Origin of the sequence: Exiguobacterium sp. s35, assembly GCF_018617535.1 — a bacterium.
Taxonomy (GTDB): Bacteria; Bacillota; Bacilli; order Exiguobacteriales; family Exiguobacteriaceae; genus Exiguobacterium; species Exiguobacterium aestuarii.
Genome location: NZ_JACSKI010000001.1, coordinates 1,180,116 through 1,194,484, shown reverse-complemented (window position 1 = coordinate 1,194,484; position 14,369 = coordinate 1,180,116). Strand labels below are relative to the sequence as shown.

17 protein-coding genes are annotated in these 14,369 nt (G+C 46.8%); 12 read left to right on the top strand and 5 right to left on the bottom strand.

What is annotated here, in order from left to right:
- Positions 1-75: 75 nt before the first annotated feature.
- Positions 76-378 (bottom strand): PepSY domain-containing protein, encoded by a 303-nt coding sequence (locus KNO75_RS06185; protein ID WP_012726763.1) that lies wholly within the window; start codon positions 376-378, stop codon positions 76-78.
- Between the two features lie 138 nt (positions 379-516).
- Here KNO75_RS06185 and KNO75_RS06180 point away from each other — a divergent pair, with 138 nt between their 5' ends.
- The gene (locus KNO75_RS06180) at positions 517-1,590 is read left to right on the top strand and encodes a M42 family metallopeptidase (protein ID WP_214782140.1); all 1,074 of its coding nucleotides are present in this window, start codon (positions 517-519) and stop codon (positions 1,588-1,590) included.
- A gap of 152 nt (positions 1,591-1,742) precedes the next feature.
- Complete coding sequence (locus KNO75_RS06175; RefSeq protein ID WP_214820444.1) at positions 1,743-2,759, top strand: PTS sugar transporter subunit IIC; 1,017 nt, start codon at positions 1,743-1,745, stop codon at positions 2,757-2,759.
- 37 nt (positions 2,760-2,796) lie between these two features.
- Here the strand turns inward: KNO75_RS06175 and KNO75_RS06170 are convergent, their stop codons facing one another.
- On the bottom strand, positions 2,797-3,129 hold the full coding sequence (locus tag KNO75_RS06170) for a hypothetical protein (protein WP_214693325.1): 333 nt from the start codon (positions 3,127-3,129) through the stop codon (positions 2,797-2,799).
- 116 nt (positions 3,130-3,245) lie between these two features.
- Here KNO75_RS06170 and KNO75_RS06165 point away from each other — a divergent pair, with 116 nt between their 5' ends.
- From KNO75_RS06165 to KNO75_RS06140, 6 genes are all read left to right on the top strand, one after another.
- Positions 3,246-3,557: a thioredoxin family protein gene (locus KNO75_RS06165; RefSeq protein ID WP_074033461.1), complete on the top strand. Its 312-nt coding sequence runs from the start codon at positions 3,246-3,248 to the stop codon at positions 3,555-3,557.
- Positions 3,558-3,563: 6 nt separating this feature from the next.
- Positions 3,564-4,358 (top strand): DUF1444 family protein, encoded by a 795-nt coding sequence (locus KNO75_RS06160; protein WP_214820442.1) that lies wholly within the window; start codon positions 3,564-3,566, stop codon positions 4,356-4,358.
- 54 nt (positions 4,359-4,412) lie between these two features.
- Complete coding sequence (gene ytpR, locus KNO75_RS06155) at positions 4,413-5,027, top strand: YtpR family tRNA-binding protein (RefSeq protein ID WP_214821698.1); 615 nt, start codon at positions 4,413-4,415, stop codon at positions 5,025-5,027.
- A gap of 54 nt (positions 5,028-5,081) precedes the next feature.
- Entirely contained in the window at positions 5,082-5,789 is a 708-nt protein-coding gene (locus KNO75_RS06150) for a hypothetical protein (protein ID WP_214820440.1), read from the top strand.
- A gap of 85 nt (positions 5,790-5,874) precedes the next feature.
- On the top strand, positions 5,875-7,182 hold the full coding sequence (murC, locus tag KNO75_RS06145) for a UDP-N-acetylmuramate--L-alanine ligase (RefSeq protein WP_214820438.1): 1,308 nt from the start codon (positions 5,875-5,877) through the stop codon (positions 7,180-7,182).
- A gap of 97 nt (positions 7,183-7,279) precedes the next feature.
- Entirely contained in the window at positions 7,280-7,732 is a 453-nt protein-coding gene (locus tag KNO75_RS06140; RefSeq protein ID WP_214693309.1) for a Dps family protein, read from the top strand.
- Between the two features lie 41 nt (positions 7,733-7,773).
- Here KNO75_RS06140 and KNO75_RS06135 read toward each other — a convergent pair whose 3' ends face one another.
- Complete coding sequence (locus KNO75_RS06135; protein WP_214820436.1) at positions 7,774-8,886, bottom strand: aminopeptidase; 1,113 nt, start codon at positions 8,884-8,886, stop codon at positions 7,774-7,776.
- 169 nt (positions 8,887-9,055) lie between these two features.
- Here KNO75_RS06135 and KNO75_RS06130 point away from each other — a divergent pair, with 169 nt between their 5' ends.
- The 4 genes from KNO75_RS06130 (at position 9,056) to ccpA (ending at position 12,508) form a co-directional block, all read left to right on the top strand.
- Entirely contained in the window at positions 9,056-9,568 is a 513-nt protein-coding gene (locus KNO75_RS06130; RefSeq protein WP_214782151.1) for a DUF948 domain-containing protein, read from the top strand.
- 25 nt (positions 9,569-9,593) lie between these two features.
- Complete coding sequence (locus KNO75_RS06125) at positions 9,594-10,142, top strand: YtxH domain-containing protein (RefSeq protein ID WP_214746413.1); 549 nt, start codon at positions 9,594-9,596, stop codon at positions 10,140-10,142.
- Positions 10,143-10,275: 133 nt separating this feature from the next.
- Entirely contained in the window at positions 10,276-11,367 is a 1,092-nt protein-coding gene (locus tag KNO75_RS06120; protein ID WP_214820434.1) for a bifunctional 3-deoxy-7-phosphoheptulonate synthase/chorismate mutase, read from the top strand.
- 127 nt (positions 11,368-11,494) lie between these two features.
- Positions 11,495-12,508: a catabolite control protein A gene (gene ccpA / locus KNO75_RS06115; RefSeq protein WP_214820432.1), complete on the top strand. Its 1,014-nt coding sequence runs from the start codon at positions 11,495-11,497 to the stop codon at positions 12,506-12,508.
- Between the two features lie 52 nt (positions 12,509-12,560).
- On the opposite strand, the gene KNO75_RS06110 is transcribed toward ccpA, so the two are convergent.
- Both KNO75_RS06110 and KNO75_RS06105 read right to left on the bottom strand, forming a co-directional pair.
- Positions 12,561-13,730, bottom strand: a complete 1,170-nt coding sequence (locus KNO75_RS06110; protein ID WP_214820423.1) for an acetoin utilization protein AcuC — start codon at positions 13,728-13,730, stop codon at positions 12,561-12,563.
- Positions 13,727-14,359 carry an acetoin utilization AcuB family protein gene (locus KNO75_RS06105; RefSeq protein WP_012726747.1) on the bottom strand — a complete coding sequence of 211 codons (633 nt, stop codon included), beginning with the start codon at positions 14,357-14,359 and terminating at the stop codon, positions 13,727-13,729. The genes KNO75_RS06110 and KNO75_RS06105 overlap by 4 nt, the downstream gene beginning before the upstream one ends.
- Between the last annotated feature and the right edge of the window lie 10 nt (positions 14,360-14,369).

Genomic DNA, 14,369 nt, shown 5'->3' with positions numbered 1-14,369 from the left:
AACTACCAATTTCAATTTTCCACTCTTTCGCTGTAACTAAACAAAAAAACCGACGAATCATTCGTCGGTTTCGTGTCATGCATATTCGAGTAAAGCGCCAGTCTCAGAGTCGACTGTGAACTCATACGTTTTTTCTTCGTCGTTCTCAAGAACCGAGATTCCACCTTTGTAGACATCGTATTCACGACCGTCATACGTGTAAATCTCAGGTGATGCAGAAATCCATGCCCCTTGGACATGACCTTTCGCTGAGAAAGCACGTTTTGTGTACTCCAACGCGTTTTCTGCAGATAAGCTACGTTCATCTAAAGCCTTTTTCGTCATAAGTGCGGCAATGACGGCAACCCCGATTCCAATAAACCAATACCTTTTTTTCATATGACTACCTCCCCTTGAACTATGGCTATCATGTACATCGTACCAAAACCTGTACCCGAATGGAATGAAAAGCATTCGCATCCTATCAAAACTTTTGTATATAATGAGACAAGAACGGTTAAGAAGGGATGATAAAAGATGGATCAAAAGACGAGAGACTTATTCAAGACGTTAACAGAACTACCGGGAGCTCCGGGGTTCGAGTCAGAAGTTCGTCAGTTCGTACGTGAACGAATTGAACCGCACTCAGATGAAATCGTCACGGATGGCATCGGATCAATTTTTGGGAAACGTGTCGGGGACGAAGCGGGACCTAAAGTAATGGTAGCCGGTCACATGGATGAGGTTGCCTTCATGGTGACACGCATCACGGAAAATGGAATGTTATACATACAACCGCTTGGCGGATGGTGGAGCCAAGTGCTCATGGCACAACGTTTTGACATCATCACTTCGAACGGGAAAATCCCAGGCGTCGTCGCTTCAACACCGCCTCACTTACTCGGACCAGATGCGATGAGTAAACCGATGGATATCAAACAAATGTTCATCGATATCGGTGCGGATTCAAAAGAAGAAGCAGAATCATGGGGAGTACGTCCGGGTGTTCCTGCAGTGCCATCGAGCGCATTTACACCACTTCATCACCCGAAAAAAATTATGGCGAAAGCATGGGACAACCGTTACGGTGTCGGTCTTGCTGTCGAATTGTTAGAAGAGACGACAAAAGCAGACCACCCGAACATCTTGTTCTCGGGTGCTACCGTACAAGAAGAAGTTGGACTACGTGGAGCGCAGACGGCATCTGAATTGATTCAGCCAGATGTGGCACTCGTACTCGATGCTTCACCGGCGAACGATGCATCTGGAAGTAAAACGGAGTTTGGACAACTCGGTGAGGGTGCCTTGATTCGAATTTTAGACCGGGTTATGGTCATGTCTCCTGAAATGCGTGACTTCTTGCTCGACACGGCTTCTGATGAAAATATTAAGACGCAGTATTTCGTCTCGCCAGGTGGTACCGATGCTGGACGCGTGCATATGAGTGGCGAAGGTGTACCGACAGCCGTTATCGGTGTCGCATCACGCTACATTCATACACATGCTTCGATTCTTCATACAGACGACTACGATGCGGCGAAAGCGTTACTGAAAGCGTTGGTCAAACGACTTGACCGTTCGACGCTTGAAACACTTCGTCCGTCTCGCTAAACGCACATGCCGTTCACTCATGATGTTGAGTGGACGGTTTTTTTGTATAGATGTTCTTGCTATTTCAAAAAAACACCTTATACTGATAGAGGTGTTTATACATGTTGTTTACTCATGTCAATACACCTGTATGATTGTAAGGAGGATCTCATATGTTCAAGAAAAAAGGAATCTCACTTAGCCCGTCTGTTTATTTTGTGACGGCACTTAGTTATATGGCACTAGGGTTGTTCAGTACGTTGATTATCGGTTTGATTATGAAGACGATTGGTGGTCAGCTTGAAGGGACCGCACTTGCGGGAATAAGCGCTACGCTCGTTCAAATTGGTGACGTGGCGATGAGTCTGACGGGTCCAGCTATCGGGATTGCGATTGCTTATGCTCTAGAGGCGCCACCTCTTATTCTATTTTCTGCACTCGTCGTCGGGACGTTCGGATATGAGTTTGGACCGGCCGGTAGTTACGTCGCCACACTTTTAGCCGTTGAGGTATCAAAACTTGTATCGAAATCAACGAAGCTTGATATTTTGGTGACGCCATTTACGACAATCGCAGTTGGTTTCTTCACAGCGATATATATCGGGAAATATGTAGGGATGTTCATGACACAGCTCGGTAGTTGGATTGAGTGGGGGACGGAGCAACAACCATTGTTCATGGGAGTCGTCGTAGCGACACTCATGGGATTGGCACTGACTGCGCCGATTTCGAGTGCAGCCATCGCTTTGATGCTTGGGTTGAATGGTATTGCGGCTGGCGCCGCAACGGTCGGATGTGCAGCTCAAATGATTGGGTTTGCGATTACGAGTTATCGCGATAACGGAGTCGGCGGAGCGATTGCGCAAGGAATCGGAACGTCGATGCTCCAAGTCGGGAATATCGTGAAAAATCCTTGGATTCTTTTACCCCCTACATTAGCTGGGGCTGTCCTCGCACCAATCGCGATTCTATTGTTTGAATTAGAAAGTGTGGCAGCTGGGGCAGGGATGGGGACGAGTGGACTCGTCGGTCCGATTGTCATGCTTGAAACGATGGGCTTCAGTTGGTACACGTTTATCATCGTCCTCGGCTTCCTACTCATCGGACCTGCCTTGTTAAGTTATGCGGTCTATGCTGTATTGAGAAGGACTGGACGCATTCAGCCAAACGATATGAAAATTGACTATTAAAAGAAGCGCCGTTTGAAGCAAACGGCGCCTTTTCGTGTCATCCGATACCGAATAAGACTTTGACAGAATCAACCGTCTCGCGAGGGACACGGAAGCTGATGAGGAACAGTAGAAGGACGATTACATAGATTGGGATCAAATACCGTTTTCGTACAATCGGTAAATGACGGGCGAGTTGCTTGAGCCATTTTTCAAGAACATAAATGACGGCAAAACCCACAACTAGCCAAATCAAGATCTCGAGTCTCGTTTTATCGGTATCAATAAATAAATATCCATATCGCAAGATGGCGAGCATACCAAAGACGCCGACCATCTGTTCGAGCGGATGTTTCATTTCAGGATTCAATTTTTCTCGTGTCAATTTCATATGGTTTCACCTGTTTCAACTAGTTTCGGCTTTGATTATAACAAACAGCAGAGCAGAATGTGTGACAGGACTTATGCTATTATAAGTGAGGAAAAAACGAACAGGAGTGGTTAATCATGAAACAATTATCAACAATGGCAGAATATACAGAAGCAAAAGAATCAAAAAGTATTTTCATGTTCTCGGCAACATGGTGTGGAGATTGCCGTTTCCTCGACCCATTCATGCCTGAAATCGAACAGAAATTTGAAGACTGGACGTTTTATTACGTCGACCGTGACGAGTTTATGGAACTCGCGCAAGAGCTCGATATTTTTGGGATCCCAAGCTTTGTCGCATTTGAAAATGGTAAGGAAATCGATCGTTACGTCGGTCGCGAACGGAAGACGCCGGAACAGGTCGAAGCATTCTTGAATGGATTAGGGTGACCCTTTATGGAACGGAATGAGTTAAGACGCTATTTAGAAGCGAATTTCAAAGAGGACTATCGCACATCTTATGACCGCGAGAATGAGGTGTTGCGCGTCGAACGGAAAACTGATCGCTTTGGTGTGAATATTCGACTCGCACCAATCGTCGCGAAAGCGAAAACGCGGGGCAAAGTGGCAGTCGATGAAGTCATCGAATACATCGAGTCGGCAATGAAGGCGGATGATCACATCTCACTCGCTGGAAAATTGGATGCCATCTATCCGGTCATTCGTTCGAACTCGTTCGCAAAGACGACGAAAAGTGGGGAACCGCTTATTTTCAGTCCGCATACGGCGGAGACCGCCATCTTTTATGCGCTAGATCGCGGGAACGGCTATCGTTTAATCGAGGAGAAGCATGTATCCGGTGATTTGACGCTTGAAATGATTGAGCGCATCGCCCGGGAAAATGTCAAAAAACTTCCGACCGAGATGAAACAAGATGAAGTTGCCGGCAACCCATTCTACTTTTTATCGACGCGAGACGGCTACGAGGCATCGCGCATTTTAAACGATGATTTTCTTCGAATGATGGAGCGCCGAGTCGAAGGGGATATGCTCGTCGGTGTACCGCATCAAGATGTGATGATTATCGCCGATATCCGAAATGACCAAGGGTATGATGCGATGCAACAATTGATGTTTGACTTCTTTACCAATGGTCGTGTCCCAGTGACTGCACTCGCCTTTCATTATGAGGCAGGGCAACTTGAACCGATTTTTATTGTCGGAAAAAAGACCCCGCCATCGAACACATAATCTGATAAAATAAGTGAGATGAGTTTGAAAGAAGGGACGTAGGAACGTATGCAAATGAATGTGTTTTATAACCGAGAAGGAATCGGCGATGTACTCATGGTGTTATTGAAAGAAGGAGAACGTCACCATCAATCTGTAGAACGAACAGGTGACGTTGCCATCGTCAAATCTGTAGACGGAGCCGTCAACGGATACAATTTGTTTCAAGCAAGTGAGCACTTTGACGTCACAGGTTGGAATGGTCCAGTTGATTTGACGACGGAATTGGTTGAACAGGTACAAGCTGTCTTGAAGGAACATGGAATTGACGAAGACTTCTCATGGGTAGATGTGACACCGAAGTTTGTCGTCGGTTATGTGGAAAGTGCGGAAAAACATCCGGATGCGGATAAGTTATCCGTTTGCCAAGTTCAAATCGACCAAGGCACTGTTCAAATCGTATGTGGCGCACCAAACGTCGCGACTGGCCAAAAGGTAGTCGTAGCCAAACCAGGAGCGGTCATGCCTACCGGTTTGATTATTCGACCATCGGCACTTCGCGGAGAGAGCTCGCATGGCATGATTTGCTCGGCGCGTGAATTAAATCTTCCGAATGCCCCGCAAGAAAAAGGGATTTTAGTATTAGATAACGAATATGAAGTAGGTACAGCATTTGAAATCGGTCGCTAAACTCGACCGATTTTTTGTTAAATATGGATTGAGTGAAAAAGCGAGGAATCAAGTATGGATGCATATGAACGTTCATTGAAACAACAAGCAGATCGAATCAAGCGAGAGCTGTCGAGAGAAGGACAGCCGGTCTCACCACCCCCGAAGGTAGATATCACCGATGAATTCATTCCGACTGATGTTCCTTCACCTATTTACGGATATGCCCGTCCAAAACCAAAAATTGTTCTACCGGTCGAGCATTCTCCTGAAACGAGAGAACCGTTCGAAATGAGCACAGAGTCTGATGTGGTTCTGCCAGAAGAGTCACTTCAAGATGAAGATGCCACTAGCACTACTAGTCCTGAAATAGACGCAGAACATGTTGAAGACATTTCCGGGGAAACGACCGAAGAAGAAAAATCGATTCTCGGTCAGGTTTCGATTTTAGATAACGGTTTTTCGTCCGTCTTTATGCAATCAACGGACTTATCCCGCTCGAAAAAAGAAGAGGTCGTGGAAGTTCATCAAAGTGCAGCGCCAGATGAAAGTTTAGACATCGACGGTTCTGTGGAACAAATCGGGGAATCGATTGAGCAGATTGCAGAAAAATTACAAACGCCATCTGAACAAGAAGAATTACCGGCTGACACCGAGTTGACACCGGCTGTTCAAGTTTCGTTTAAAGCCGACCAACCACCTGTAAACGTGATGATGACGCCAAAAGATCGCATGGCGATGTACCGTAGCCGACGACTTGCGCAAAAAAACAATAATCTGTAATAGCACGACTCAGTGAGTTTTGCTATAATGACAAAGGTTTGTCGCATTTTGACGAGCCGCAATGAATTAGGGGGGCTATTTACAGATGAACCGTTATCACTTCGTCGGAATTAAAGGAACGGGCATGAGTCCTTTAGCTCAAATTTTATTTGATATGAATAATGAGGTCCGTGGATCGGACGTTGAAAAAGTATTTTTTACAGAAGAAGCATTGAAACGAAAAGGGATTGAAATTTTGCCATTCGACCCTGAAAATATTTCTGAAGATCAAATCGTCGTACAAGGAAATGCGTTCAGCGACGATCATCCAGAAATCGTACGCGCGCGTGAACTCGGATTGACGATTTATAAGTACTACGAGTTTTTAGGTGAGCTCGCGAACCATTACACAAGTGTCGCCATCACAGGGTCACACGGTAAAACATCGACTACAGGCTTGCTTGCACACGTCATGCGTGGAATCGAACCGACATCATTCTTAATCGGTGATGGAACAGGTGAAGGTGTTGCCGATTCGAAGAACTTTGTCTTCGAAGCTTGCGAATATAAGCGTCACTTCTTATATTACCGTCCAGACTATGCCATCATGACGAATATCGACTTTGACCATTCAGATTACTTCTCTGGTTTAGACGATGTCATCGATGCATTCCAGGAGATGGCAAAACAAGTGAAGAAAGGAATCATTGCTTGTGGCGATGATGAGAATCTTCAGCACATTCAAGCGAACGTTCCACTCGTTTATTACGGGTTTGGGACGCATAACGATTTCCGTGCAGAAAACGTTACGTCGACAGAGAACGGAACGACGTTCGATGTCTTTTTACGTGATGATTTCTACGGAACGTTCCGCATTCCTGGATACGGAGACCATAGCGTGTTGAACGCTCTTGCTGTCATCGCTACATGTGATTACGAGAACTTACCGAAAGAGTTGGTGAAAGATCGTCTTGCATCATTCAACGGGGTGAAGCGTCGTTTTAGTGAATCAACGCTTAACAATCAAGTACTCGTTGACGATTACGCACACCATCCACGTGAAATCAGTGCGACGGTCGAAGCGGCTCGGAAGAAGTATGGAGAGCGGGAAGTCGTTGCGATTTTCCAACCACATACGTACACACGTCTTAAATCATTCATGGATGACTTTGCAACAGCATTGGCTGAAGCAGATACGGTCTATCTTTGTGATATCTTCGGTTCAGCCCGTGAACAAGAAGGGACTGTCACAATCGAGGACCTTCAATCACGAATCGACGGTGCGCATATTTTGAAACGTGGTGGTACGAGCGTCTTACGCAATCATGACAAGGCAGTACTTTTGTTCATGGGTGCAGGTGACATCCAAACGTACCAGCGCGAATATGAAGAAATCGTAAAACTTGAAGCATAAGACGGGGGAGGGACGAATGTCTCTCCTTTTTTATGTTTAGCCAACCAAAATCTCGGTAATAGTAGTATCGATGAATATGACAAAGGAGATGTTTGGAATGGCTAGTCAAGGTGCACTCAATACGTTAAACAAGGAAGTCGCAAACTATGGGTTACTGTTTGTGAAACTGCATAATTATCATTGGTACATTAGCGGTCCTCACTTCTTTACGTATCATGAGAAACTCGAAGAGCTCTATAACTTGGTCGCGGAACTCTACGATGACGTAGCGGAAAGACTTCTTATGAATGACGGTGAACCGTTTGCGACGATGAAAGAGTATTTGGAGCACTCGACGCTTACAGAAGGTGATCGTCATGCGGAAACGGATCAGATGATTAAAGATATCATCAACGACTTCAAACAAATTCGCCAAGAGATGCAAGATGCGATGGAAAACTTTGAAGACGGGGATGAAGCGATTGAAGATACGTTCGTCTCTCATATCGAGCGACTCGAAAAAGAAATTTGGATGATGTCTGCCGCACTCGGTAAAAAAACAAAATTGTAACCACAAAAATGGTGCGCCTTCGACAGGCGCACCATTTTATATTATTTCAAGTTTTCGGGATTGAGTGGAAGCAACGCATCGATGACGAAACGTCCGTCTTTACGAATGAGGACATCATCGAACCAGATCTCACCACCACCATAATCCGGGCGTTGGATGTTGACGAGGTCCCAGTGAACTGACGAATTATTGCCATTATAGGCATCGTCATACGCTTGACCTGGCGTGAAGTGGAAGCTGCCGTCAATTTTCTCATCGAAGAGGATATCTTTCATCGGATGTTGAATGTATGGGTTCACACCGATTGCGAACTCACCGACGTAACGAGCTCCTTCATCTGTATTGAACACTTCATTGATTCGTTCTGTATCATTGGCCGTCGCGTCCACGATTTTGCCGTCTTTGAACGTCAACTTCACATTCTCGAACGTGAATCCTTGGTATGGAGATGGAGTGTTGTACGTGATCACACCATTGACCGAATCTTTTACCGGTGCCGTAAACACTTCACCGTCTGGAATGTTCATTTGACCAGAGCACTTGATTGCCGGAATATCTTTAATAGAGAACGAGAGATCCGTTCCTGGTCCTTTCAATGTGACACGGTCCGTCTTGTTCATCAATTCAACCAATCCGTCCATTGCACGGTCCATTTTGCCGTAGTCGAGTGTACATACATTGAAGTAGAAGTCTTCGAACGCTTCTGTTGATTTACCTGCCAATTGTGCCATTGATGGAGAAGGGTAACGAAGTACGACCCATTTCGTTCCTTTGACACGGTCTTCCGTGTGCATTTTACCGAGTGTGGCACCGACGAGTTTTTGTTGCTCACTCGGCACGTCAGAAAGTTCGTTGATGTTATCGCCGGCACGTAAGCCGATGTACGCATCCATTGCCTGCATCTGTTTCCGTTCGATGTCAGCCATGAGTTCGAGTTGCTCACGACTTGCTCCCATATACAGTTTGCGTAAGATGCGGCTCTCTTTCAACAAGACGAATGGGTGTCCACCGGCCTCATATGCTTTTTCGACAAGTGCCTCGACGAGCGATTCCTCTACACCAAAATTCTCGATCAGTACTTTTTCCCCCGGTTGTAACTTGACGGAATAATTAATCAAACCGTCTGCTAATTGTGTAATTCTTGGATCTCTCACACGACCACCCCTAATTATTTTTATGAATTTCTATTTTAGTGTAATCGAAAACATAAAAACGGGTAAAGGAATAATCAGACCGAATGGCGAAAACGGTTGTAGCAAATCTTTTCAGTCATAATGGTGCTATAATGAAACAAGAAACGATTGAATAGGAGGAATGGATTGAATGGAGATCACATTAGGAGGCATCGCTGGCCTGATTGCGGCCCTCGCGTTTGTCGTACTCGTCATCTTCTTGGCACGTGTCTTATCGAATGTAAACCGTACACTCGGTAGCGTCGCCAATACGACAGAAAACTTAGAACGCCAGCTCGACGGAATCACAATGGAAGTGACGGCGCTCTTACATAAGACGAACCGTCTCGTCGACAACGTGGAAGAAAAAACAGAGTTGCTCGCACCTGTTGCCCATGCACTCGATGAATTAGGTACATCACTGAACGAGGTAACTGAATCGGTCCGTACCGTCTCAACTTCTGTCCACTCGGCAGCAGATGAAAACAAAGAACAGATTGCTCAAGCGGTTCGATGGGGATCGGTCGCGGTAGAACTGTTCAAGAAAAACAAACCAGAATCATCAACTACGAAAGAACGTCCACGTCGTCGCACGCGACGTGAAAAGAAAGAGGAAGCACCTGTATCGCCCGACATGATTAACACGGACGATACAATCAAATAACGATACATCGGGGAGGAACTCACACATGACAGACCAAAAGCAACCAACAGAACAGAATCAATCAAGTAGTGGATTTTTGACGGGTGTCATTCTCGGAGGGATCGTCGGAGCGGCTGTCGCACTATTGACATCACCGAAAAGCGGACGTGAAGTAAGAACATACCTAGATGAAAAGACATCTACATCGCGTGAACGATTGACTGTCAAATCGAAGGAAATGCGTGAGAAGGCAGAACCAGTCGTCGGCGAGTGGATTAAAGTGGCGAGCGATAAAGCGGCGCCGGTCCTCAATATCGTGAAAGATAAGGCGCGTGAAGCGGCCGAATTGAAACAACAGATGGACGAGGATGACCTCTCAATCGAAGAAGCGATGGAGAAAGCAGATCAACTCGTCGCGGAAGCGGAATCTGAAGTGAAAGAACAGATGGACCGCGCGGCTGAAGAAGAGACGACGGACTCATCACTTGAATCTGAGTCGGACGATTCACTCGAAGCACCTGTCAATGAGATGCTCGATGATGAGTCGAAAGAAGAACTCAATGATTTGAAGAAAGACCTTAAAAAAGAAGAATGATGTAAAAGGGCCGAACGCGTTCGGTCCTTTTTTGGTGATTTTGTGACGTAGAAGGTTTCCTTATGACAAAGCGCACAAAGTTCGATATAATTAGGTTTCTGGAAAGAACGGCTTAAGAATGTGAGGGAAACGAATGAGTCCACAAGATCAATTGAATCGATTACGTCGAGAAATGGATGAATTGAACCATGAAATGCTCGACTTGCTAAGTCGGCGTGGTGCACTTGCCGTCGAAATTGGAAAGATCAAACGTCTTCAAGGCGTCGAACGATACGACCCGGTCCGGGAACGAGAGATGCTCGATTTCATCGCAGCTTCGAATCAAGGACCGTTCGAAACGTCACGTCTTCAACATATTTTTAAAGAAGTATTCAAAGCGTCTGCTGAACTACAAGGCGAAGACCGGGATAAGACGTTACTCGTTTCACGTAAACGTCAACCGGAAGATACGTTGGTCCATGTGAAGGACGTGACGATTGGGAACGGACGTCCGCAACTGATTGCGGGGCCATGTGCCGTCGAATCGTTCGAACAAGTGAATGCGGTCGCAGAGAAGCTCGCCTTGTCGGGAGTGAAAGTGATGCGAGGCGGGGCGTACAAACCACGTACATCGCCGTATGACTTCCAAGGCTTAGGCTTTGAAGGGCTGAAAATGCTGAAGGATGCGGCAGATCGTCATGATTTACGTGTCATCACGGAGATTATGACACCAGGTGCAGTCGAGTCGGCCTTGCCATATGTCGATATCATTCAAGTTGGTGCCCGGAATATGCAAAACTTTGATTTGTTGAAAGAAGTCGGTAAGACAGACAAACCGGTCTTGTTGAAGCGTGGATTATCCGCTACAATCGAAGAGTTCATTTATGCGGCAGAGTACATTATGGCGAGTGGGAACAGCCAAGTCATCTTGTGCGAGCGAGGGATTCGGACGTATGAGCGTGCGACTCGCAATACGTTAGACATCACGGCAGTGCCGATTTTGAAACAAGAGACGCATTTACCGGTTATGGTGGACGTCACCCATTCGACAGGTCGTCGTGACTTGTTGTTGCCGGCTGCAAAAGCAGCGCTTGCCATCGGGGCAGACGGTGTCATGGTCGAAGTACACCCGAATCCTGCCATTGCCTTATCGGATGCGCAACAACAATTGGATTTCGATCAATTCGATCAATTTGTGGAAGGACTGACGGTCCAGTTTCCCCAACTTGATTTGGTGAAAAAGTAAGCTTTCCAAATGGAAACGTTTTATATCGCATGAAGACAGGGTAAATGGATGACAGATACCTGTCTTCCTTTTTTAAGACGTTTTATGAAAACTTTTTGAAAATCAGGACTTGTAGGAGGAGTAGTTTATGAATAGTAACAACGTAACGATTTACGATGTCGCACGAGAAGCCGGGGTGTCCATGGCAACCGTCTCTCGTGTCGTCAACGGAAACCCGAACGTCAAACCGACGACACGTAAGAAAGTACAAGATGCGATTGACCGTCTTGGTTATCGTCCGAACGCCGTCGCGCGTGGACTAGCAAGTAAGAAAACGACGACGGTCGGTGTCATCGTACCGGACATCTCAAACATTTTCTTCGCCGATTTGGCACGAGGCATTGAAGATGTGGCGACGATGTACAAATACAACATCATCCTTGGAAACTCGGATTCAAGTCGTGACAAAGAAGTCCATTTACTGAACACACTTTTAGGTAAACAAGTGGATGGCATCATCTTTATGGGTGGACGTTTGCATGAAGATCTCGTCGAAGAGTTCAAAAAATCACCGGTTCCAATCGTTCTCGCAGCGACGTTGAACCAAGGATATGACCTCCCGGCCGTCAACATCGATTATGAGCAAGCTGCATATGATGCGACTCAGATGTTGATCAACCACGGACATGACCGTGTTGGTTTCATCACTGGACCACTCGAGCAACAGATTAATGGCGAGAAGAAATTCGCGGGATACCGTCGCGCCCTTGAAGATGCAGATCTTCCGTTCCACGACAACGATATGATTCTCGGGAATTACACATACGCATCAGGTCTTGAAGCGATGCAAAAAATGTTGCAGCGAGACGATTGCCCGAAAGCAATTTTTGCTGGGACTGATGAGATGGCCCTCGGTGTCATCCATGCCATTCAAGATGCAGGCTACTCGGTTCCGAACGACTTTGAAGTCGTCGGTCACGATAACACGCGTCTCGCGACGATGATTCGTCCGAAGTTGACGACTGTCGTTCAACCGATGTATGATATCGGAGCCGTTGCGATGCGTCTCTTGACAAAAATCTTGAACGCAGAAGAAATCGAAGAAAAAAACGTCGTGCTTCCTCACCGGATTGAGCGTCGTGATTCGCTTCGCCAAGACTAATGAAAAGCCTCCCCATCCGTCACGTCATGTGAGGGAAAGGGGAGGCTTATTTTTATAGGTAAATTGACTTTCGATCATTTGAGATAAACGGCCAAAAGGCTCGTTTCGTGACTTCCCAATTCTTTTCTTCGATTTGTTGACGTCGCGGGATATGGTCAAACGAATAAAGTGAGTCGTCCCACCGAGTAGGCAACGGTTGACCAGCGATACCTGACCACTTCTCAATCCACTCGCGCGGGATATCTCCAGAGTAGGGTGCTTCTCTCGTCAATCCAGCCCATACTTGAGCCCAAGCGCGTGGCACGGCACGATACCAGTCATACCCGCCGCCACCAAGGGCGACGAGACGGCCATCTGTATATTCATCTGCCAGGCGTGAGGCAATCTGAGGAATTTGTTCAAACGTCCGGATTGTTGATGCCAGATGGGTGAGCGGATCAAAGACATGGGCGTCTGCACCGTTTTGGGTCAAGATGATATCGGGTTTAAACCATTCGCACGCCTCGCGCAAGACAGTCTCATAGCACGTCAAGAAAGAATCATCTTGGGTGAACGCATCGACCGGTACGTTCCAACTGTAGCCGTATCCTTTGCCGTTCCCTCTTTCTGTCACCATTCCGGTGCCGGGGAACAAATAGCGTCCCGTCTCATGAATCGACAGTGTCATCACATCATCATCGTCATAGAAGAGCCATTGGACGCCGTCCCCATGATGCGCATCCGTATCCACGTAAAGGACACGAGAGCCATACTGTTTTCGCACATGTGCGATCGCGACGGCTGCGTCGTTATAGACGCAAAATCCGGATGCCTTGCGTCGCATGCCATGATGTAAACCGCCGCCGACATGAAAGGCGCGCTCCGCTTTCCCGCTCGCGACCAGATCGAGTGCATGAATCGTCCCACCGACAAGACGAGCGGCCCCCTCATGTATCGTCGGAAAGATAGGTGTGTCTTCCGTACCGAGACCAAACTTATTCGCTTTCAGCGTAGAAAGTTCTCCCGCAGCCGCAGCTTGGACGGCTTCGATATAATCGAGGTCGTGAACGAGCGCTAACTCTTCAACCGAGGCGAGTGGAGGAGACACACATTCCGATTTGGAAAGTTTTCCGGCTGCAATCAAAAGTGACGTCGTCAATTCCAGCCGTAGCGGATTGAACGGATGATCCTCATGAAAGCGATAAGACGTCTCGTCTTCGCCAAATATGTAAATCGGTCTCATCGCGACATCTCCGGACCGAGGACATCATAGCCTTCGCGTTTCAACCGTTCGATGATTCGGAGCGGGTTCATCGTCTGGACGCGGAAGGAGATGATGCGCTTATACGGATCGCTCGTCGGATGAACGAAGACGTTGATGATATTGACGTTTGTTTTGGCGAGGAGTCGGGTTACTTTTTCAAGTGTACCGGTCGTATTTTCGACGAGGATCTCAATTTGCGAACTCGGTTCGAGTGCGCCGGTCAATTGTACGAAATAGCGTAATAAATCGGTCTCTGTTAATACACCGACGAGTTTCCCTTGTTCGACGATGGGGAGACAGGTTAGCCGGTTTTCATAAAACAAAGCAGCTGCATCTTCAAAGAAGTCGAAAGGATGCGCTGTCGGTACCTCTGAACGCATGATACTCGATACAGGGTTTTGAAAGTCTGCATTTTCACTTTCGGGATGAAAGACGCTCGTCGCACCACTCATCTCAAATTGTCCGACGATCCCGACGACTTGGCGGGCCGGATTTGTCACAATCAAATGTCGGACACGATGCTCGCGCATCAATTTAGCGGCATGAGCGATCGTATTGGTCGGTTGAATCGTCACAACATGTCGATTCATCATCTGTTCGATTAGCATGAAATCCCTC

Bases quoted from the DNA above. Each gene is read 5' to 3' on its own strand.
- KNO75_RS06125 (WP_214746413.1), top strand. From the start codon at position 9,594: ATGACAGACCAAAAGCAACCAACAGAACAGAATCAATCAAGTAGTGGA.
- KNO75_RS06130 (WP_214782151.1), top strand. From the start codon at position 9,056: ATGGAGATCACATTAGGAGGCATCGCTGGCCTGATTGCGGCCCTCGCG.
- KNO75_RS06170 (WP_214693325.1), bottom strand. From the start codon at position 3,129: ATGAAATTGACACGAGAAAAATTGAATCCTGAAATGAAACATCCGCTC.
- KNO75_RS06150 (WP_214820440.1), top strand. From the start codon at position 5,082: ATGGATGCATATGAACGTTCATTGAAACAACAAGCAGATCGAATCAAG.
- KNO75_RS06105 (WP_012726747.1), bottom strand. From the start codon at position 14,359: ATGCTAATCGAACAGATGATGAATCGACATGTTGTGACGATTCAACCG.
- KNO75_RS06180 (WP_214782140.1), top strand. From the start codon at position 517: ATGGATCAAAAGACGAGAGACTTATTCAAGACGTTAACAGAACTACCG.
- KNO75_RS06160 (WP_214820442.1), top strand. From the start codon at position 3,564: ATGGAACGGAATGAGTTAAGACGCTATTTAGAAGCGAATTTCAAAGAG.
- KNO75_RS06175 (WP_214820444.1), top strand. From the start codon at position 1,743: ATGTTCAAGAAAAAAGGAATCTCACTTAGCCCGTCTGTTTATTTTGTG.
- KNO75_RS06165 (WP_074033461.1), top strand. From the start codon at position 3,246: ATGAAACAATTATCAACAATGGCAGAATATACAGAAGCAAAAGAATCA.
- ytpR (WP_214821698.1), top strand. From the start codon at position 4,413: ATGAATGTGTTTTATAACCGAGAAGGAATCGGCGATGTACTCATGGTG.
- KNO75_RS06110 (WP_214820423.1), bottom strand. From the start codon at position 13,730: ATGAGACCGATTTACATATTTGGCGAAGACGAGACGTCTTATCGCTTT.
- KNO75_RS06140 (WP_214693309.1), top strand. From the start codon at position 7,280: ATGGCTAGTCAAGGTGCACTCAATACGTTAAACAAGGAAGTCGCAAAC.
- murC (WP_214820438.1), top strand. From the start codon at position 5,875: ATGAACCGTTATCACTTCGTCGGAATTAAAGGAACGGGCATGAGTCCT.
- KNO75_RS06120 (WP_214820434.1), top strand. From the start codon at position 10,276: ATGAGTCCACAAGATCAATTGAATCGATTACGTCGAGAAATGGATGAA.
- ccpA (WP_214820432.1), top strand. From the start codon at position 11,495: ATGAATAGTAACAACGTAACGATTTACGATGTCGCACGAGAAGCCGGG.
- KNO75_RS06185 (WP_012726763.1), bottom strand. From the start codon at position 378: ATGAAAAAAAGGTATTGGTTTATTGGAATCGGGGTTGCCGTCATTGCC.